Annotated in this window: 19 protein-coding genes; 1 reads left to right on the top strand and 18 read right to left on the bottom strand. The window is 41.9% G+C overall.

Features of this window, described 5'->3' with window-relative positions:
* Positions 1–30 precede the first annotated feature (30 nt).
* The 16 genes from NST25_RS03600 to NST25_RS03525 all read right to left on the bottom strand — a co-directional run bounded on the left by NST25_RS03600 (position 31) and on the right by NST25_RS03525 (position 18272).
* Complete coding sequence (locus NST25_RS03600) at positions 31–1017, bottom strand: iron ABC transporter permease (protein WP_162164281.1); 987 nt, start codon at positions 1015–1017, stop codon at positions 31–33.
* Positions 1017–2057 carry an iron ABC transporter permease gene (locus NST25_RS03595; protein ID WP_340393332.1) on the bottom strand — a complete coding sequence of 347 codons (1041 nt, stop codon included), beginning with the start codon at positions 2055–2057 and terminating at the stop codon, positions 1017–1019. Before NST25_RS03595 ends, NST25_RS03600 begins: the two co-directional genes overlap by 1 nt.
* 70 nt (positions 2058–2127) lie before the next feature.
* Complete coding sequence (locus tag NST25_RS03590) at positions 2128–2949, bottom strand: alpha/beta hydrolase-fold protein (RefSeq protein ID WP_340393331.1); 822 nt, start codon at positions 2947–2949, stop codon at positions 2128–2130.
* A complete protein-coding gene (locus NST25_RS03585; protein ID WP_339189542.1) occupies positions 2946–3962 on the bottom strand; it encodes an ABC transporter substrate-binding protein in 1017 nt (338 codons plus the stop codon). Before NST25_RS03585 ends, NST25_RS03590 begins: the two co-directional genes overlap by 4 nt.
* Before the next feature lie 112 nt (positions 3963–4074).
* Positions 4075–5187, bottom strand: a complete 1113-nt coding sequence (locus tag NST25_RS03580; protein WP_280753638.1) for a helix-turn-helix domain-containing protein — start codon at positions 5185–5187, stop codon at positions 4075–4077.
* Between the two features lie 213 nt (positions 5188–5400).
* A complete protein-coding gene (locus NST25_RS03575; RefSeq protein WP_280753637.1) occupies positions 5401–6252 on the bottom strand; it encodes a hypothetical protein in 852 nt (283 codons plus the stop codon).
* Entirely contained in the window at positions 6245–6823 is a 579-nt protein-coding gene (locus NST25_RS03570) for a sigma-70 family RNA polymerase sigma factor (RefSeq protein WP_340393330.1), read from the bottom strand. Before NST25_RS03570 ends, NST25_RS03575 begins: the two co-directional genes overlap by 8 nt.
* A gap of 283 nt (positions 6824–7106) precedes the next feature.
* A complete protein-coding gene (ssuE, locus tag NST25_RS03565) occupies positions 7107–7640 on the bottom strand; it encodes an NADPH-dependent FMN reductase (RefSeq protein ID WP_076190086.1) in 534 nt (177 codons plus the stop codon).
* A complete protein-coding gene (locus tag NST25_RS03560) occupies positions 7640–8998 on the bottom strand; it encodes an LLM class flavin-dependent oxidoreductase (protein ID WP_340393329.1) in 1359 nt (452 codons plus the stop codon). Before NST25_RS03560 ends, ssuE begins: the two co-directional genes overlap by 1 nt.
* 137 nt (positions 8999–9135) lie before the next feature.
* Positions 9136–10143: an ABC transporter substrate-binding protein gene (locus NST25_RS03555; RefSeq protein ID WP_076305265.1), complete on the bottom strand. Its 1008-nt coding sequence runs from the start codon at positions 10141–10143 to the stop codon at positions 9136–9138.
* A gap of 154 nt (positions 10144–10297) precedes the next feature.
* On the bottom strand, positions 10298–11068 hold the full coding sequence (locus NST25_RS03550; protein WP_254857081.1) for an ABC transporter permease: 771 nt from the start codon (positions 11066–11068) through the stop codon (positions 10298–10300).
* 75 nt (positions 11069–11143) lie between these two features.
* Positions 11144–11953 carry an ABC transporter ATP-binding protein gene (locus NST25_RS03545; RefSeq protein WP_081387204.1) on the bottom strand — a complete coding sequence of 270 codons (810 nt, stop codon included), beginning with the start codon at positions 11951–11953 and terminating at the stop codon, positions 11144–11146.
* 263 nt (positions 11954–12216) lie between these two features.
* Positions 12217–14634, bottom strand: a complete 2418-nt coding sequence (locus NST25_RS03540; RefSeq protein ID WP_340393328.1) for a restriction endonuclease-like protein — start codon at positions 14632–14634, stop codon at positions 12217–12219.
* On the bottom strand, positions 14606–16795 hold the full coding sequence (locus NST25_RS03535) for an AAA family ATPase (RefSeq protein ID WP_340393327.1): 2190 nt from the start codon (positions 16793–16795) through the stop codon (positions 14606–14608). Before NST25_RS03535 ends, NST25_RS03540 begins: the two co-directional genes overlap by 29 nt.
* A gap of 46 nt (positions 16796–16841) precedes the next feature.
* Positions 16842–17528: a nuclease-related domain-containing protein gene (locus NST25_RS03530; RefSeq protein WP_076308470.1), complete on the bottom strand. Its 687-nt coding sequence runs from the start codon at positions 17526–17528 to the stop codon at positions 16842–16844.
* A gap of 246 nt (positions 17529–17774) precedes the next feature.
* Positions 17775–18272 carry a hypothetical protein gene (locus tag NST25_RS03525; RefSeq protein WP_340393326.1) on the bottom strand — a complete coding sequence of 166 codons (498 nt, stop codon included), beginning with the start codon at positions 18270–18272 and terminating at the stop codon, positions 17775–17777.
* Positions 18273–18423: 151 nt separating this feature from the next.
* On the opposite strand from NST25_RS03525, the gene NST25_RS03520 reads away from it, so the two are divergent.
* Positions 18424–18672, top strand: coding sequence for a helix-turn-helix transcriptional regulator (locus tag NST25_RS03520; protein ID WP_340393325.1), 249 nt, complete (start codon positions 18424–18426; stop codon positions 18670–18672).
* 633 nt (positions 18673–19305) lie between these two features.
* Here the strand turns inward: NST25_RS03520 and NST25_RS03515 are convergent.
* Both NST25_RS03515 and NST25_RS03510 read right to left on the bottom strand, forming a co-directional pair.
* Positions 19306–19560, bottom strand: coding sequence for a hypothetical protein (locus NST25_RS03515; RefSeq protein WP_340393323.1), 255 nt, complete (start codon positions 19558–19560; stop codon positions 19306–19308).
* Positions 19554–21272, bottom strand: a complete 1719-nt coding sequence (locus NST25_RS03510) for a DNA adenine methylase (protein ID WP_340393322.1) — start codon at positions 21270–21272, stop codon at positions 19554–19556. The genes NST25_RS03515 and NST25_RS03510 overlap by 7 nt, the downstream gene beginning before the upstream one ends.
* Positions 21273–21425 lie beyond the last annotated feature (153 nt).

The following is a 21425-nucleotide window of genomic DNA, read 5'->3' as shown; positions in this document are numbered from 1 at the left end:
CAGCACCAATCACACAATAGCTTTTTTCAGTTATTCACTTTTAATCAATAAATATAAAAAGTATGGAGCTCCGATTAAAGCCACGATTACTCCTGCTGGTATTTCAGTATTGGCTACTACCATTTTACCAAGCGCATCTGCAATAACAACTAATCCGCCACCGATTAATAAACATGCGGGAATCATTATTTTATGGCCACGAAAGAGTCGTCTAACTAAATGTGGAACTACTAGTCCTACAAATCCAATGCTCCCACTGACAGCAACCGCTGGTGCCGCCAATAATACACTACACACTAAAAACCAAACACGATACTTATTTAGAGATACCCCTAAACTAATGACTACAGGATCGTTAAGCCTTAGTACATCCAATATAAGATGATTCCGAATTAATAAAGGCACAATAAGAAGTAACCAAGGCAGCATAGCATACACGTGACTCCAATTACTATTCCCTATGTTCCCTGCCAGCCACACCTTAATCATCTGATATTGCGAAGGATCTAGTACGAAGGTTAACACAATCATAAATGCACTAATCGCAGCCGCAACAGCAATACCAGTATAAATTAATCGAATGGGAATAATGCCTTGATTGCGATCATAAGAAAGCATAAATAATAGAGCAACAACGATAAATCCGCCCAATAAAGCATACAGTGGCTGAACATAAGTATGTAAGCCGGTTGAGCTATTTTGTAACAGCAAAAATAACATCATGGATAATCCGGCACCAGCATTTATCCCCAATATGCCCGGGTCTGCTAAAGCATTTCGGCTTATGGCTTGCAGCAGCATTCCTGCTATTGCCAACGCGCCACCTACTAGAAAACCCAAGATCATACGTGGAATACGGAACTGAAAAAGTACAAGCTCCTGCCTCGGTGTTCCATTTCCCAATACGGTTTGCCATAACTCTTGTAAGCTTAAGCTGCTTTGACCAGTAGATACACTATATATAAAGCCTAGCAGTAAAATGATTGCTATAATTATAAACTTCCATCTTAGCTTCACTATAGCTCCCGCCTTTCTTTACGAGCCAAATATAGAAAGAACGGAACACCAATAACCGCAATTACAGCACCTACAGGGATTTCATAAGGGGCATTTACGATTCGTGCCACTAAATCAGCAAGCACAACAAGGGTGGCTCCCAGAATTGCGGATAATGGAATAATATAACGATAATCCACACCCACTATGTAACGTACCAAATGCGGAGCAATTAAGCCCACAAAGCTTATAGATCCGGCTAAAGCACATGAAATCCCAGCTAACATAAATGCAGCTAAAAGCGAAAGATTTTTGATAAGTTTTATATTAACGCCTAACCCTTCCGCTGTCTCATCCCCTACAGAAAGTATAGTAATCGACTTTGAAATTACGATGGCAAGGAATAGCGCAAGAAGCATCCAAGGCAACATTTGCTGTAGATGGGCCATGCTAATGCCACTTAAACCTCCTCCATACCAAAAAGCCACCTGCTGAGCCACTGAAAAAAAGATACTTATTCCTTCACTTAGGGCAGTTAGCATAGCAGAGATGGCAGCACCCGCCAATACAAGCCGAATAGGCGTCATGCCTCGTTTACTTAATAAACCAACACTAAAGACTAAACCCGCTCCCAATCCCGCACCTAGAATACAGAGCCAAAGTGTACCTGTGAATGAAATCGTCGGCAGGAAAACCATAGCAATAACTAACGTGACCCCTGCCCCAGCATTTAATCCAAGAATCCCCGAATCGGCTAAAGGATTGCGACTAATCCCTTGAATAATCGCTCCACTTACTGCAAATCCAGCGCCTGTTGCCATAGCGGCAAGTACCCGGGGTAAACGAATCGACTGGATCACCTGATGAGTAGACGCCTTATCATCAAAAGCGATGATCGACATGAATACATCTGCGAAGGGTATTTTTTTTGCGCCAAGGACCATAGCAAGCACTAATACGCCTATTAATAGGAGGAGCATGAGGATTAGCAATAATAAAAAGGAGAACTTTTTTTCTCCTGCTAGTGATGATTTCTGAACATTTGCGGCCAATGTTTCCAACCCTTTCCCTTCACTTTACAAAAAGAGCCAGCCAAGGGCCAGCTCAGATGCAAACGAATATGATTTCTATCTAACTTAAGTCAGAGGATGTGGTAAGCAAAAATTTGACGGCCCGACTAATCGCACCCGAGATTACGCTCACATGCTCCTCTTGCTCAAGCAATGCCCAGCTTACTTCAAAGCTTGGAAGGTGTAAGGCCATCATGCTGTTACATAAATCCAAGCTATCCTTGACCATATAATCCAGCTCTTCTCCACCGGCAATCATAAGCGTTTTAGGTAACTGACTTAGCGTATTGCTGTGTAAATCAGCTTTAAAATTCTCATACTCCTTTAAAAGTGCGTAATCATTCCACCAGATGGAAGCACTGCTTGCAATATAATGTGAGAACAAGGTGGGTTGTGTAAACAACGCATGCAGAACAAATAATCCGCCAAAGGAATGACCAAACAATGCTTGCTTCTGCTTATTGATAACGAACCGCTGGGCAATGGCTGGCATTAACTCTTTTTCAAAAAAAGCTAGCAGCTCATCTGCCCCGCCAAATTCAGGCCAAGGCTCCCCGTTGGGACGTTTCGGTAAATTCGCGAGCTCGGCTGGCATGGTTAAATCATAGGTTCGACGCACGGTATCAAACGCCTCACCTCCAGGATAACCAATGCCAACAACAATCGCGGGTGGATAGCCTTTAGGCTTACGCGTCAGCAATCGGGTGATTTCAGCAGCGGTTTCAAAAAGCCCATTGCCGTCAAGAACATAAATGACGCCGTAGCCATCTTTTGCAGACTCATCCAACGGTTTTGCAATAAAGATTTCATAGTCCTTATGATTAGCTTTACTCGTGATCAACATCGTTTCATAGTTTGGTTTTACGTACGGTTTGATAATCATGGCAGCAGGAACGCTACAATATCGTCCATCGTTTTTTGATAAGCAATTAATCCACTGGATCTCCAGTGATCGCCATCCACCTCGAACACTTTACCTGCTTGAACTGCAGGCAGCGCCTTCCATAAAGGACTAGCTTTAATGTCTGCCAGGAAAGCATCTCCCAGACCATCATTATCGTTAATAAAGATATAATCAGCGTCTAAATCAGACAACATTTCCAGCGAAATATCAGCGGACATTTCTCCTTCTACAAGAGCACTTTGAGCAAAGCCTAGCTCACTCAGCACATAACCCCCGTAATGGAAGTTACCCACTAAAAAGATTGCACGGGCATTCGCATTAATATAAATTGCTTTTTTACCGGCAGAAACGCTGGCTAACTGTGCTTTAGTTGCTTCTAGCTTTGTATCGTAAGCAGCAATAGCTTCTGTTGCTTTATCCTCTAAACCTAGCAATTTCGCAATCGTTTCTGTGGCCTCCACTACATTGCCGAGTGCATTCTTAAACACGTAAGTTGGAGCAATTTGCGAGTAGTTTTCATAAACACCATTTTGTGCATAAAAAGCAGTGGGGAATATAATTAATTCCGGCTCCAAATCTACTACAGATTCTGGAGAGGGAACACCATTAGCGAAGCTGATTTCTTTTACACCACTTAACGTATCCTGTAGATACTGCTGCGGTCTTTCACCCGTGGACCATTGGGCTACTGGGGTTACACCAAGGGTAACTAAGTAATCCTCTAGACCAGGGGCATACACCTTTTGTACAGTCCCCGGAATGTTTACTGTATTGCCTACTTGGTCTGTTACTACAAACGCATCTCTAGCCGCTACTTCCGTTTCTTGTACAGCGGGTTCATCGGTTGCAGTTGCACTCGCTTCACTGGTTGTTACTGGAGTATCTGTTGCTTGCTGATTAGCTGTATTATTGCCGCCGCAAGCTGTTAGTAGAATGGATAATAAACCAACCATTACAACATAACTTATTGTTTTTGTATTAAACCCCTTCATGATAGACCTTCCCTCTTTCCTATATTCTCAATAATAATCATTCTCAGTATTGAGTGTATAAGAGATAGGACGCATTGACCATGTAACATCTTATGATTAGACATGTACATTTTCAAGGTATCATCATTACTGCAACTTCCTCTAGCATCCGCTTTAAAGCTACAGGCGAATATTCAAACCAAGGATCGGAGTGAATAACATAGATTTGTTGCTGCTTAATAGCCTCTAACTGTCTGAACCCAACCTCTCTCTGCAAATGATGCCATGTTGCTCGTGACTCATCATCGGGGCAGATAATCGTAAACAGCTTATCTACCTTCAATTTACCTAATTCATCAAAAGTAATCTCAGTATTATATAGACCGGGCTGCTCATAACTAGATTCCGCTCCCAAATCCTGAAATAAAAGATGCTGAATGCCTGTATTACAATAAGCAAAGATTTGCTGCTGATAGATACGTATAACTAGAACTTTAGGTGGTGTAGAGGTCCAGTCTAACCTGCGCCGAACGTCTTCCAATCTTGCCCTATACTGTGTGATCCACTGTTTCGCTTCTTCTTGTTTATTTAGTCGGGCAGCAAGTTCAGTTAAGGCTACTAAACAATCTTGCTTATCATCCAGCCAATAGATTGGAAAATGATCCTCTATCCGTTTTACCAGCTCTGACGACAAATCTTTGGGAGAAATAAGAAGATCAATTGGCAAATGCAATAGCTCATTGGGGCTGCAATAATTTTTGTTTTGCGTCAAGGTTACCTTATGCTCGATTTCTTGCGCCCACAAATTATAGTAGTACGGTGTCCACTTTGCACTTAAAGGTGCAGCAAACGGGATGATCCCTGCCGCGTGTAGATACCCCATCATGTTCCCAGTTACAACACCGATATTTGATTTTTGCTGGCTGGAATACATCGTTGGCGAGATCCCTTCAACCTTTTTGAACACTCGGCTAAAATAAAACTCATCACTATATCCAACCGCTTCTGCTATAAACTTCAAGCGAACGTCTTCCTTTTGCAATAATTGTTTAGCCTTTTGAATCCGCAGCTGGGTAACATACTCCATTGGACTTTGTATATATTCCTGTTTAAACGCCGAGGAAAAATAACTGGAGCTAAGACCAGAAAGATTAGCTAAATGTGCTAAAGACAGGTGCTTCGTGAAATTCTTTTCTATATATCTTCTAACCTCAGTTAAATCTGTCTTCTGCGATTGTTTTTGCATGCTGTCACCTCTTTACTGCTTATATAAATGCACTTAACTCTTTATTCATTCATTAATTGATAATCATTATCAATTATACTTTTGTTTTTGGGGGGTGGCAATGGTTGGGGAACGTTCTATAAAAGTGTGCTCAAAAAAGAAGACGCTCAGGGGACTAATCCCCTCGCGTCTTCTGTGTGTAACTATAGGCTGCTGCTGCCCAGAGTAAGTCTTTTATTCCGAATCTACAGCCGGAGCCGGAGCTGCAACTGCTGCGCCATTCTTTTGCAAGTTCTCCTTCACTTGACCTTGCTCTAAAGGCTGAACAGGCGCACCAATGTTAAAACTTTCAATGATTTTCCCTAGTGTAGCTTGGTCAAAATCTACTTGGGAATACAACTCTACTGTATAGCCATCCTCTTCCCAAATCACAATTCCATTTGCATAATAAACCTTAGTCCCGTTAATTACTTCTGTCTTCACTTCTTCCGTAGTGCTGATCCCATTGTCCCCGCCCTTGGAGATTAGAAAATTCACAGCATTCTCTCCGGAATTATACTGCACTTCAACCATGCTGGTCCCCTGAAGAACACAATTCACAAACTCATAATCTCCCATCCAGTCGGGTGCCGGGAAGTTCATGCCAAGTGCTGCACGTGCTTCATCTAGGCTCAACTTAGCTGCAACCGGCAATTCAATGACCGCATTCTCCCCACCTTGGGCATCTTCAGATGGAGTCATTGACTGTGCAGCCGATGGGATTTCCTTATCGTATTGTGTGATTTCGAGATTTCCCACTTCAAACTTTGCCATGATCGACTGGAACATATCCTGTGCATAGGAGGTTGCAGAGAATGCTCCACCCAGACAAATTACTGCACTGCCAATCACTATTGCATTTCTCCAGCTGCTTTTTTTCATCGTTATCCCGTCCTTTATCTCTGATTGGGGGTTAAGTGCCCCATGGTCCAATTTGTATATCAAGCGGTTATAGATTCTTTCTTTGGCGGTAGTGCTGCCCTGTTCGGCATTCTCAAGCAGTTCTATGGTTTTGCTGAATTTGGTGAGATCATCTTTCTTATTCATTTTTGAACCCTCCTGCCTTTAAGGAAATATGCAGTTTTTTCAAGCTTCTATATACTACGACACCGATATTGGACTCACTAACTCCTATGATCTGTGCAATTTCGGAATTTTTCAGCCCAGCCCCATATTTCATTGCAATGATATTTCGTTCCTTCTCACGCAGCTTGGAGAGCGCCTTGAACAGTGCTTGATTATTATCCTCACGGATCGCCAGCTCCTCAGGAGACGGCTTGGGAAATATAAGCTCCAGCAACGAATCCAGTGAGGTATAGCTTCTTTTCTTCTGCGCCCGAAAGTAATCCGTCACAGCATTTCTTACAATGGCAAACAGCCACACCTCAAAATTCGATTTTTCTTGTGAAAAACTATAATACTTACACATCACAGTCTCAAACACCTGACTGCATATGTCCTCTGCTGCATGGTGGTTATTAATCCGATAACAGATATATTTGTAAACACGTTGGTAGTACGTATCATACATCCGGATAAATTCCTCTTTGGACATGATAGCTTCACGTGATCTTTCGTTATTCATGTAACGCTCCACTTTACCCTGGATAACCTCCATCTCCACCCTCCTTCCACCTCACCTTCATCGAAAAGCTAAACAAATTGCGCAATTTGTTGTGAAGAAACTTACATATGTTAATACGGAGAAACGCCCAAACCATTAACAAATGTTTTGATGTAATCGTGGGATGGCAAGAAACCATCATACAACTTATAGTTCACCAAATGGAGACTAGGGACCTTTTTCAACGTTGGTTCATGAGATTAACAATCACAACACAAAAAACGCAACCCCGAAAGGCTGCGTTAACGTTAACCCCTAACTTCCTGTTCTCCCTAGTCTAATTAGTTATTTTTGCAGGTGCAAGCTTTAGTAATTCCACGGTTAGCCGCTGCTCCGCTTCCTCATCAATACGATACCCATCAGCTTCTAAACGTTCAATTTGCCGATCCAAGAAATAAACCGTATTTAAAATCTCAGTAGCACCCAGTACAGATAAGACGGGTTTTAATGCATATTCAATCGCTAGAAGATGGCCTAACGAACCCCCAATAGCAATAGGTACAATTCGCTTACCAACCAGCGCTTTTTGCGGAAGGAGATCTAAATAGGTCTTCAAGATTCCCGTATAGGAGGCTTTATAGATAGGCGTTAATACGGCGACAATATCCGCTTCTTCCACTAGCGCATTGGCCCGCAGAATCGCCTCACTGGCGAAATTGGCCGTAAGCAAATCGTCCGCTGGTAACTCATGTACATAGATCGAATTATGCCAAATCCCCTCTTGCGTTAGAAATCTTTCAACCTGCTGATGAATAGCTGTTAATCGAGATTTTCTAGTATTTCCTCCATTAATAATGACTGCTTTGCTCATTACACATTCCCTCCTGTACTCGCACTTGTTAGTGCTTTTTCAAGTGTTGTTACAACAGGTACAGATAGCCCTAAATTTCCTCGAAGCGTATAACTCTCATATTCAGTACGGAATAAGCCTCTACGCTGTAATTCAGGAATCACTAATTCAACAATATCGTTAAAGCCCTCCGGGAAATGGGGAGGCATCACATTAAATCCATCTGCACCATCGTTTAAGAACCATTCTTCTAATTGATCTACGATTTGTTCAGGGGTTCCAACGATTTCCCGGTGTCCGCGTGCTCCAGCGATACGCTCATAGATTGCACGAATAGATTGCAGATTCTCACGTTTGGCGATATCACGAATAATGTTGTAGCGGATCCGCGGATTGGTGTCATCTTCAATTGAACTGAATTCCGGAAGTGGTTCTTCGACATCATACCCTGACAGATCAATGTTAGTGAAAGACGACAAATACGATAGTCCTACTTCAGGTAAAATATAGCTGTTTAATTGCTGCTGCTTCAGCAAAGCTTCTTCCTCTGTTTTCGCTACAGTAATAAACACACCCGGCATAATCTTCAAGTCCTCCGGTTTACGTCCATATTTAGCCAACCGCCCTTTCACATCACGATAAAAGGTTTGCGCTTCTTCAAGCGTCTGCCATGCTGTAAAAATAACCTCTGCGGTCTTCGCGGCTAACTCTTTTCCAGATTCAGACGATCCGGCCTGAACAATCACGGGATGCCCTTGTGGTGTGGTTGATGAATCCAGTGAACCCTGTACCTTAAACCAAGCTCCCTGATGATCAACAGGATGTACCTTTTCTACATCTAAATACCGACCTTGCTCCTTGTCGATAACAAGCGCCTCAGACTCAATAGACAACCAGAGCTGTTTGACAACCTCCACAAATTCCTCAGCACGTTCATAGCGGGACGCATGCTGCAAATGTTTATCTTTACCAAACAGGAGAGCTTCACCCTCATTGGCTGATGTTACTACATTCCAGGCGGCACGCCCCTTGGACAAATGATCAATCGCTGCGAATTTACGCGCAACATGGTATGGATCGTTATAGGTAGTAGTCAACGTGGCCGTTAGCCCGATATTCTTAGTCACTGCTGCAAGTGCGGAGATAATAATAACGGGATCTAGCTTTAATGATGATTGTGCATTTCCGGACAGCTTTTGACCTAATACATCTGCAAAAAATATCATATCGAACTTGCCACGCTCAGCCGTTTGTGCAATCTCCGTTAAATACTCCAAATCAAATGCCCGACTTGCCCCTGAAGAAGGATGACGCCAGCTTGCTACATGATGACCGGGTAGATTAATGAATGCCCCTAATTTCATTTGTTTTTTTGTCATGTTAACCACTCCTATTGTTTGATTTTCTATTAAGGAAATCCGTACACAAAGGCGGATGCTCACGCTCCTACAGTTCCAAACTTCCCCTCTGCCACTCTCCCTTTTTAGATTGTTGTAGATTCAACTCATATAAAAAATTATTTAGCAAAAGGATTAAATTCGTTCGTATATAACTCTTCCGGCTTCACTTGGCCTTCCTTTAGCTCCCCATTTGCCACAAGCCAATCAATCCAGACATCGTATTCCGAAGGTGTAATCACGCCGCCTTTTTCAGAGATGCCCGTACTCTTCCAAAACTTAAGATTATCTGTGGTTTCCTTTCGTTCACGCTTATTAATAATTTCCTCGAATCGTTTAATTACTTCCTCCCTAGGTGTCGTTCGGGCCCATTCAATGGCTTTTGCAACTCCATCTACAAATTGCCTGACGGTATTCGGATTCTCCTTGATATACTGATCTGTAAAGAAATAATCACCCGCAGTAAACTCTGTGCCAAACACATCAATATCCTTAAAAATTTCTGCGACCCCACCTGTTGTTAAAGCCCGATCCCGGGCAATCCCGCTTAACATAACCACATCGATCTGATGATTTCGCAGAATCTGTTCTGCACTAGAACTTGGAACTGTCACTAAGGTTACTTGTTCAATTTCCTTTTCGGTCAAGTTGCCTTGGCGTAAATAATCTTTAATGACGAATTCCGAATGGGCACCGAGAATATTCACCCCTACTTTTTTACCAATAAAATCTTTAGCCGACTTTATAGCTCCCCCCTCGAGGGCATATGCACCTACATACGTATTTTTATCACTGCCGTAGGAGCCAATGACGGACTTTATTTTTACATTCTTGGCGTAGGATTTAATAATGGCTCCATTGAATGCTGCACCAAAGTCAATTTGTTTCGTCGCGGTTAATTGAATACTTTCCGGACCACCCACGCTGTCACCTATAGACTCTAGCTTCAAATCTCCTAGGTAACCTAAATCGGCGGCCAGCTCTGGGAAAGACACACTTCCAGGTGCAGACTGATATTGCAGGATCTGATCTTCTCCACTTTTGGCGGAGGACTTCCCCTCTGAGCAGCCAGATAAAATACCACTAACCAAGCCTACAAGTATAAGCAGTGCTACTGTTTTGTTCATCTCGCTTCTCCTTTTCCAAATGAATTGTATTTTTCTGAGCTACAGTTCCAAACTTCCCTCCGCCACTCTTCCTTTTTAGATTGTTTTAAGTACAATTAATTCAACTTGTTTAGTTGGTATTATTCATAAAAAATATCACTTCATAATCCCCATTCTATTCATTCACCGGTTGCTTCCATTTAGAAAATTTACGCTCGAGCATGGTCAAGCCTTGGTTGATTAGCAAACCCAACAAAGCAATGGTTAATATACCGGCGTACATTTGAGGGATCTGAAAGTTATATTGAGAATAAGTGATTAAATAGCCTAAGCCTTCTTTTGCACCTACCATTTCTGCCGCAATCAATACTAATATCGCCCCTGTTCCTGCCATTCGAATCCCTGTAAAAATAGTTGGCACGGATGCCGGCAAAATGACCTTCAGAAATAATTTGAACGACTTAATATTCATGGATTTAGCCGCTTTAATAAGTAAGGGATCGACGTTACCTACAGCAGCAATCGTGTTTAGAAGAATAGGCCATGTGCAAGCAAATAAGACGATTGTAATCTTAGAGGTTTCACCAATCCCTAACAGCAGCATAAATACCGGAAGTAAAGCGAGCGCAGCCGTATTTCGGAACAATTCCAACACTGGATTTAATAGCTCCCTAGCTAAGGGATACCAGCCAATTAATAAACCTAACGGGATCGCAATCACTAACGCTAATGCAAATCCACTGAACGAGCGAATGATACTCGCTAAGAAATGAGTGAATAGCTCACCTGAAGCTATCAAATTCCATAAGGCGGTGATTACCTCAGAAATAGGCGGGAAAAATGCTGCGTCAACTAAGCCCGTCCGTGGTGCGACTTCCCATAGTAAGAACAATAAGACTAAGACAATGGACTGTTTGAACACCTTAAGCACGCCGGAAAAAGAAATAGGATTTCGTTTCTTTAACTGTAACGTTGAATGAACAGACTTAACGGATTCGATGGGAATCCCCCCCTTTATAGATTAAATATATGCACCTTTGTATTCAGGTTCATGCAAATAACCCCATACCTCATGTCGAGCCTTCACAAAATCAGGATGTGAGCGAATATCCGCATCTTCCAATCGTGATTGAAGCGGAATATCTACAATCTTCCTCACCGTCCCGGGCCCTGGTGTCAGGACGACTACCCGCTCCCCAAGATAAACGGCCTCATCAATGCCATGCGTAATAAATATGATGGTTTTTTGGGTCTTCTGCCAAATCCGTAAAAGCTCACTTTGCAGGGATTCACGTGTTTGGGCGTCCAGTGCGGCAAAAGGCTCATCCATTAACAAGACGTCCGGGTTAAAGGCAAGACTTCTGGCAATGGCTACACGCTGCTTCATCCCTCCGGAAAGCTCATGTGGATAACGGTCTCCGAAATCACTAAGCCCAACTAACGAAAGAAAATGTCCAACCTGTTCGCTACGTTCATGCTTCGGGATCCCCTTTGCTTCCAACCCAAATTCAATATTGCCACGCGCGGTCTTCCACGGAAATAAAGCATACTGCTGAAACACAATACCTCGATCAAGGCCTGGACCTGTTATTGGGTGACCATCTATTAAAATGCGACCCTGTGTTGGGGATGATAAACCACTAATCAAATCAAGCAAAGTTGACTTACCGCACCCGCTTGGCCCCACTATCGTTATGAATTCACCTTTTCTTACGGAAAAGTCCAACTCTTTTACCGCCGTGAATTGCTGCGTTCCCTCCTTTTGCTTAGAATCTCGGACACTGAACGTTTTGGTGACACTCTCAAATCTGATTTTTTCAGCAGCAGCCATTGACTTCACCTCTGTTAGTTATTATTACGGGAAAGTGATTGTTCGCCAAAAAGACTCAGATGACAACGACTAGCGTTTGTCCCCTGAGCCTCTGGTTGAACCAGTCAGCATATTCCGTTTCGTACTCACGATCACTAAAATTTAAACATCAATAATTTGTATTAATCTGATGGGATTACTATATTTTAATCCACTGGGGTTGTCAACAATAAATTCATAATTATGGAATTCATTAAACAAACCTTACTTCATTTTCACTAACTTTAAATATTCCGAACTTCAACAACCTTCCCTAAGTCCACATACTGCTCATGATCCAACTTCACCTTCACTCTGCCCTTTCGGCGCTTCTCACGCCATTCACGAAGGTCACTCTCCGTTTCCAGGCGAAGCTCCGCAATCTCTAAGGCACGATCCATAATATATTTACTCGTATAGAGCACCGTTTGTATTCCTTGACCACCTAGCATGATAGGAGACATAATTCCTTCCCATTCCTCAACCGTAAATCGTACATAAAGGTCCTCTTCTGTACCCGGCCGACAAGGAACCTCCTTAATCTCATTACGCCGCAACACCTTCCAATCCGCTACTTTCCCTACCCAGTGAATCCCCGTTTTTGCAGGATCAATGAACTTTTTACGGGATTGGCACATCGCTACGTATTCAATTTGCGTTAGGATCTTCTGGTTTGCAAGATTCCTTAACGGCATATGATAAAAAGCTTTCCGCAGCGCCACCTCCACTTGTTCGGGTCCCCGGACAGAACCAACAAGCACATTTTTGCCCGCGAGCTGGTTGGTATAGTATTCTTTCGTGCCGCGTGGACGAGTCGAGCGTTCATAAGCTTTTTCCGGACTATCCTGAATAATCTCATCCAAGAATCGCTCCACTAGGCTTGTAGAATTCGGTAGGAATGGCAAAGCGCCAATATTCAATAGCTCGATGCTTTTGTAGAATCGGTGGGTCTTATACCGCTCCTCATCCGGGTAGGGGAATAAAACATAGGCGCCAAACATGCTTCGCTCATATTCTTCCGATCCCTTCTCCTGATACACAATGGCGTCCCGATAGCGGTGCATCGTGTTGATATCATCCTCTTCAGGTCCAGGCTGTCTATAAGTCCCGTGATAGGAAGTGCCTTCATAAGCCGGATTTAAACGGTATTTCGCATCAAAGACATACTTATACTCTTTGATTTTGCCAGCATCCTTCTTCTTCAGTGTCAGCACATTATCCGGACGCTGATTGAGCGTCGGTGTCTTATCCGAGCCAGGAATCGTATTATAATACAGGATGAACTGCTCCCCGTTAACTGGATTCTCGTACACCATATTAGCGCTCTGCGAGCGGTCAAGCGTAACAAAAATGCCGTTCCGATTCACCTTAATGATATCCTGCTTCACCAGCTTATACTTCTGACCCAGGAGTTGGTTCAGCTTCAAGAAACACCAATACTCATAGAGCTGAGCAACATCCTTCATGGATAGGCGCAGCAGATCGCCTTGGATCGACAAGCCTTTGAGCAGCATGAGATAACAGCGGTAGACCTCGCGGTACCCAGGGGCCATCTGCAGCACCAGCGTAACGGACATCTGCTTCAGCACTCCAGCCTCACGCAAAAAATCCATCTTGAGCACCCGCTCTAGCTGAGTGAGCATGGTGTCTATCCTTTTTATTAGTAATGGATCTGGGGTTCGGTTTTTAATCTTCCAGCGACCCTTGAGCTCTTTCAACTTTCCATGAATGCGTTCCAGCATCCAGCGGATGAACCGGTTCTCATTAGTATCATAGGCGAGGCGTCTTCGTGTCTCAATTAAATGTGTGGCTGTGTAATTCCGACTGCCGATGGTCAAGAATCCATGGTTCATGTCTTCTCTTAATCGTTCAGGATGCTTCGCGAGCTCGCGGATGTTCTCTCTTCCGGCCTTTTTGACCCGATTGGCGTCCACTAGTCGGCGATCCTGGAGCAGAGCATAATTAGGATTCTTGTTAATCCGCTCAACCGCATCCAGAAGCTGTCTAAATACATGCTGAAGTATAGTGAAAAACTCCGTCAAGCTCTGATGCTGCGTTTCCCGCAGGCCTGTTAATTGGTAGGTTTTTCGCAAAAAATCAAAGGCCAAATTATAAATCTGCTCATTCACTTCATTTAAAATATTCTGGTAATCCAGCTTGTAATCCATTTTAGAGGGAAAGATCTCCATCTCTACCCGCAGCAAAGCCTGTCCTGAACTACGGATCTCCCACTCCGTCAAACCTACCTCATTCCCAAAGTTCAGAACACCCGCAAGAATAGTCTCACCTAGAGGCTTAATTGCCTGCCGAAGCAGCACATTTTCATGATAAAAAGATAGGTTGTTAGCAGCGGTCTTCTTCTGAATCACCAGCTCATACGACTGTGTCTCATAAAAACAAGGAAACACAGACTCCCTCTGCTGCCAGTCCACCATCCCATGGGCTTCAGGGGAAAAGACTTTAATCTGAACATTACCAAGCCGTTCGGAGCAAAAAATCCCTAGCTGCGCACTCACCCATTCCTGACCTGAAGAACGATGAAGCTGCAAGGTCTCCACCGTAGGATGATAAGGCCGTCCTTGAAGAAAAAGCGTAAAAAGCTCCGTTTCTACACGGAGCAATTCTACCGTCTGATTAAGAGAGCCAGTATGAGGTGAATCCATCTTCCTCTAGCCTCCTAAGCATAAAAGCCAATTTTCGAGCACTTTGTGGATGTTTGGCCGTAGGTGGAGTTTGGCCAGCAGCCCATTTCAGGTAGAGTGGAGAAGCATCATCCATAAAAGCTTGGAAGTCTACTGTAACACCAGATCCGGTACCAAGAGCCCCTTTCATCAAGTTCAACAATACCCGGCGAACCGAAGAATGGCTCCCTTGAAAACGCGGCAGTATCTTTTGCAGCAGTTGCCAGTCAAAAGCTTCTTCCTCACTCATCAGCTTGTACCGTTCGTTATAGATCATATAGAAGCAAATCGCATCTCGTACCCGAAAACCTACATGAGCGTGGATATCCTCAAGCAAAGCATTGATCTTAACCAATCTCTCTGTCGTCCGCACAACAAGCTCTTTGTTGGTATCATAGGCATCCACTAGCTGCAAATAATCAGAGCGCAGAAAAAGATGATTCAGTTCGGCAACGTCAGAGCTATCACTGGTCTCTACCTGCTCACCCAAATCCGGATACTGCTGAAGATTAATATAATTGAATTCTAGTGTATTGGCTCGATCCAGTACCTTTTTGCTAAAAGGATGTGTCGTTTCGTCCATGTTCACAGTCCCGATTAAGAACACATTCTCCGGGATACCCAGGCTACCAAACTTCACTTGATCCTCAGACGTATCCAGCATGGTAGAAGATATGAGATCCTGTGTCTGGATCTTTCCCTCCTGCCAGTCCTGTGTTTCCAGCACACTTAGCAGGTCACTGAAATAATGCTCTACCCGCGCCAGATTCATCTCATCCATGCAGATAAAATAAGGTTTATACTGATTCTCCGGTTTCCGCGCCTCTACTAATACTTCCGTGAGCGGACCCGGTTTGAACCTGCCCGAAAGATCCTTGTACCCCAACAGATCCGCAGGATCACTCCAATCTGGCCGCACTGGGATCAAGGTAAACTGACCGTTAATCCCCGTTGCACCAAGAGCTTCTGCAAACAGCTTTACCAACCGAGTCTTCCCCGTGCCCGATATCCCCGCCAGAATGACAAAAGGCTTAGTCTTTAGCGAGAGGTAAAAGTTCTCAATAAGGTGCTCAGGGAAGAAGAAACCTTTACGGCGGATGTGGGATTGGATTTGGTGGAGCAATGTTGTAATACTAGAATCTGATGGCGGTAGAATAGGAATCACCTCATGCGGGCTCTCCGTATTGGAGGCAGCCTCATCTTGATCTAGAATGGTAAAATCAGGCCAAGTGACCTCTGGAGTTAGCGATTGAAGCACTTGAAGTCCTTGTCTTGAAAAGCGAAACAAATATCCTTGATTAACTCCGCCTCCAGAATGAAGCGGACCTTGGGTTAAGTTCACTTGCATAATTTGCTGATTAAACTGTTGTAGCATAATGGGCGGAATAAGTTCCACATACTCCGTTCTAACCAATCTACCTTCCTCTTGCCAGTTCGTATTCGCCATAGATCCTGGTTTAGGAGCCTCCACCGCTGCATCTGTTACCTGGCTTACATAACGAATAGCTTTATTCGAATAATGAAGGATAATATCTCCTTGTTTGACTTCCTTCATCGTCTCCCAATGATATAGCTTTCGCCCTTGCGAATTCAGTAGTGGAGCCCAAAGAATGCCCTCTTCCTTCTCCGCCTGAATTGTAGCTCCCTGATTCACCCACCACACGTTAGGCTTCGACTTAAACGTTATAAACTCTAAACGGTATTCGAAAGGAACTCCTGTGGCAAAGAAATCTATGTATTCAGCTTGATCTTCAGGAACAACAACCTGAGGTCTCTTCGCATCATCTGCCTGTTGGTTCGTTCTCTCTTGCTTAATGTAGGAATATGAATGCGAGAAGGCTTCAATTAACAAATTCTTCAACGTTTGATTTCCGTTATAACGGAGTTGAAGAGCTTCCCGACCAGCAGATACTTGATCAATTTTAAATAATGTGGCTTCATAGTTCCGATCTTCATGGATCAGCTTAACTTTTCGCCCTTCACCTAAACTAGGCTGTTGACCTTGGTTAGCTTCCAAAAAATCTGGATGAAACTCAACTGGAATATGAGTGCCATCACGAAAAATGGAAAAGTCCACCTTTTTCCGACCAATTAGGTTAGTAATCTCTGTATCCTTCCACCAGCTTCGTAGTTGTTTGATCATTTATGTTAACTCCCTTAGTCCAATGATAGGTAACTTACAGATACTTCTAGTTTTTTTGCTTTATTCTCTGTACGTGAAGCTTGCGAATCTCCGCATCGGTTATATTGGCCTGAAGCAAATGCTCATAAATCGTTTGTATTTGCGCCGGAGAGATAGAAGGTTCAGGAGTTCCTGTTTTTAAACTGATCAGCTTCCTAGAGATAAACTCACTTAGTTCCACATCATAGACAACCAGTTCGTCCGAGTGGATTTTCCGAAGATCCGGATCAATACTGAACCGACATCTCATCGTGAATGAAACCATAGAAATGAACTTCACTGCAGCTATACCTTGAATCAGACTTTCGATGGCCTTAATATGTCCATAGTTTTGCTTCAGCGGATTATACATCTTGTAACGATTGCTCACTGACCATTGTTGATCCGTTCGCCCACCTTTAATTTCTCCATTGTAGTTTTTCGTCTCAATGACAAATAAGCAATACGGGGAAATAACGATATGATCAATCTGGGTGTAACCTGTTCGAGACTTGGGATTAGGGAGCATTAGATCGCTTAATGATTTACACTCCTTAGGTAACTGGTCGAGTTGAATATTGATTTTATGCTCACCTAACTCTCCAATTCGTGTGGAAGCAACCTTCGGTTTCGACTTGGGAGTTTGTGTCTTGCGCACTGCCTGTGGTGGCTTAGTGTCGGATTTTCTAAAGAAGGACTTTAGCGCTCTAAACATAGCAAAACCTCGTCTGATATAGATTTACAATATGTATGGTTATTCGACAAAATGGGAAGGTTTACTTTTATTCGGATTATGAATGGAAGCCTACTCACTTTTTGGATGAACAGCATTGAAAAACAACAACAATTCCAAACATATATACAAAAAAGACTGTCGCATGAACAGTCCGAAAATAAAGTATGTGTTTATCCCCTTTGATTCCGATCCCTATGTGCTTTTCCGTCAGCAACAGGGCAAGTCTTAGTCCATGAGAACTGAAGGGGCATTAAAGCCATTTGCAAGCTGCATGCCATCCTTTAGTCCTTGTAGATATAGACGTTCATAAAGAACGGCTTGCTTCAATTGAAGCTTGTCCTCCCAGTACTCAAACTCTGGCATACGTGCAATGTCCACGGAGTCAAACAACGCTTGAAAAGCTTTGCGCTCTTCTTCAAAAACATGTCTAGGCTCAGATTGATGTTCAATCTGTGCGGTCACCTCATCCAATCGACCTTGAATCATCTGTAAAAACCATGCCGGAAAGCCCACCACATCCCCTCCAAGATAAAAGTTCAAGCGAAATGACGCTGTATGTCCTCCTTTTTCTTGATACATCCGATTAATGAGTTCGTCAACCTTACGACTCTGGGCCTGAACCGCTTCATTGCTGCTTAACGGAATTCCCTGCTCCAGTGATTTCTGTCCGATTTCATTCAGCTTACGCTTTTCCTCCTCATATTTGCACATCAGATGTTGCATTGCATCCCCACCTTCCTGGAAAAGCTATGTCTGTAGACGATGTATAGAAATTTTAATGCGTTTATCGGTTTATTTCATTTTAATTCGATATCCGCATTAAAACAATACTTACCTCGCATACAATTTGGTTAAATTGTGAGGTGAGACCAAAATGAGGCATCGCAAAGAGCCCCCGGGTGACAAAAATATCATTGGAACCCAAGTTGTAGCCATTCGAAAATCTAAGCGTATGAAGCAAAAGGATTTCCTCGCCAGGTTGCAAACCTTCGGCTTAGATATCAGCCCAACCAGTTTATCGCGATTGGAAGGTCAATATAGACTTGTGCAGGATTATGAGGTGGTTGCCATTGCGAAAGCGCTGGATGTTTCTGTTGGGGAGTTGCTGGGGGAGGGTGGGTAAAGGGAGACTTTAGGATAAATATTCTGCTGAAAGAGATTTGGCAATCAAGCGTAAGTACGTATCTATAACGTCCCAAAAGATGGAGAACTGGAGCAACTTCTGGTTCTTACTTTGTGTTTCGGTCGCTTACAGGGGACAACCATCTTGTCAGGTAGAGCATTTTGAATAGAACTTCTTTGGCTGAAAAAACAACGAAACTTTTAAATTCTTACGTCCGATTTTTGAGAAAATGTGTGTTGACCGATATTTATAACAAGGGCACCCTTATAGCTATTTTCCCCATTGTATCCTATGAATCTTAATTTTCGCTTCCTTGTGAAAGATAAAAAAATACCCTCTCAATTAAGAAAGGGTATTCCAAATAAGTGCAGTCTTAGAAAAAATAGCTTAAATACAATTTCAAGTTATAGCTTGTAATTTTCGTCCTTAGATAGCTTTATAACAAGAGGATCCAAACCATAAAAATCCTAATCTAAAACTCTAGATTCTAGTCCAAATGTTCCCACTACCTACAAACGGATCAAGAACAGTATTTTTATTTTATTTTTTAGAATTACTAGTAAAGATATATCTGGGTCTGTTTTTGCTATTGTCCAAAAATAAAGTATCAGGCTCAATGTCAGTGTAAAAAAGTCATTTGGAAGATACTTCGTCACTCAACTCCCAATATCCGTTATTTTCATGTTTTTTAAGAATACCTTTTTTTCTTAGTTCTGTCGCCTGCCATCTGTAAACATATTGCCAAGTATAAAACAGGTCCCCAGATTGTCTGAGTTCTTTTTCATAATTAATCCAAATATATTTACTTACTTCTAAAACAGTCGCTCTTCCATTATTCTGTTTACTACACTCAATAATAAAATTACTGAGGTCATATTTTGTTAACATAAATCTTCCTCACTTCGTTCAGCCTTAATAATAGCATTATCTTTTGAAGCATTTTTTCTAACAACAATTATATGTTCTTGCATCATTGTTTTAATTTCATTCTTTCGAGTGATAGTAGAATTAATATGATGTGGCAATCGTTTAAACGAATATTGCCGATGAAGGGTAGTAATTTTATCATAACCTAAATATACAAACCAATCATTTAGTATACCCGCCATATCGACTGTTATTGAACCTAAAATAGTTCTATGACCAACAATCCAAGCTTGTATACCTTGATCATCTAAAACTTTGTCTGTTTGCTCTACAACTAAATACAGTTCTCTAAAGAAATGAAGAACTGATTTAATACGGCGAGGTATTGCTTTAATTCTTCTATTTATTGTTTCTCGAACAGATGGTATTCTGTTCAAAATTTCATCCAGTAGCATTTCATTCTGGGGTTCTTGTCTGAGCTGTTCAAAAAATTCGTCTCTCCTGCTTATTGCTGACTTTTTTACATCTCTATTTTTCAAGGTGGTTTCTGCATTAAGCTTTCTAAAATACTCCAAACGGGTTCTTTCTTTCAGCAATTCGAAAACTATGTTATTTTCCTCGAAATATTGATATTCAAATAATCCCTTTTTGATATTATCTTGCAGAATGTTTAAACTGATTTTAGCATTAACTAAATCTTTAATATCTATCTTACAAACTTCCCTCATTGTTTTAAATAATTCTTTAAAGGTATTTGATCTACGTAAAATCATCCTTAATGAAATACTACTTAATGATTTTTTTCCACCCAAAAGATGCTCGTCTACATTTTCTGCCTCTGTTCGGATATCTAAATACTTAGCTAAGAGATCTTTTGACCATTGAAGTGATAGTTTAGAGAATTCTCCATATGCGACAGTGCTTTGAGAATCGCCATAAGGGGGGGAAGTAAGTATTAAGTCAATTTTCTTATTATAGAAAACTGAAAGATCTTTAGCATTTTGCATCTTTATTTCTGTTAATGCCTTATTATACGAATCTTTGTTAGCTTCAGCTAACATACTCATTAAATTCGATACCTTCTCTTTAAAAACTAATAAAGAGTCGATTTCAAATTTCTCTACATCATTAGGTGACATACGATATAGCTTAAATTCACTATTTCTCGTTAAAGAGCTTTCTCTAATTGTAGAGCTAAAGGCAGTTAACAGAATCAAAGCATAAGTTTCCCTGTTTTTCTTGGAGCAACTAGCCAGAAATTTATGAGATTGTGCTTTAATAAATGAAAGTTCTTGAATATTTTTCGATTTAAACCAAAAGTTAATTTTTTCAAAAAAAACTAAATCAACTAATTTATGATCTGTATAAGTTATGATTAATTTCTCAGCAAAATTAATTAATGCCTTTTCTACATCAGCAGCGTTATTAACAGTTAAGGCTTTGGTTCTCGATAATAAAATTGAAAGCGGATTAAGATCTGAACCGTAAAAATCTAGACCTAAATATCTAGCTTCTAGCGCCACAGTTCCACTTCCCATAAATGGATCTAAGACTTTATTTATCCCATATTGTTCTTTCAATTTTTTGAGTAATGAGAGTATCATATCAGGAACAGCCTTCGCTGGATAAGTATGAATATTGCCCTCAGATGAAAAGAACGATGCAAAGTTATTTTCCCCCACATAGTTAAGATCCAAATCTTTCCACCATTCATTGTCCACAATGGCTACCATTAATCGACACCTCCTAGTGCATCCAGGATTGAGCCGTACATCTTGAGATGTACGGCTCAATTAGAATAAATATAATACGTGATGAGAATCAAAAGAAACACAAAAAGAAAAAAATTAATAATCTCAATTATACAACTAAACTAAAAAAAAGAG

The organism is Paenibacillus sp. FSL E2-0190 (genome assembly GCF_037992965.1).
GTDB lineage: Bacteria > Bacillota > Bacilli > Paenibacillales > Paenibacillaceae > Paenibacillus_AQ > Paenibacillus_AQ odorifer.
The sequence above is the reverse complement of the archived record's forward strand: the minus strand, read 5'-3'. Positions and strand labels throughout refer to the sequence as shown.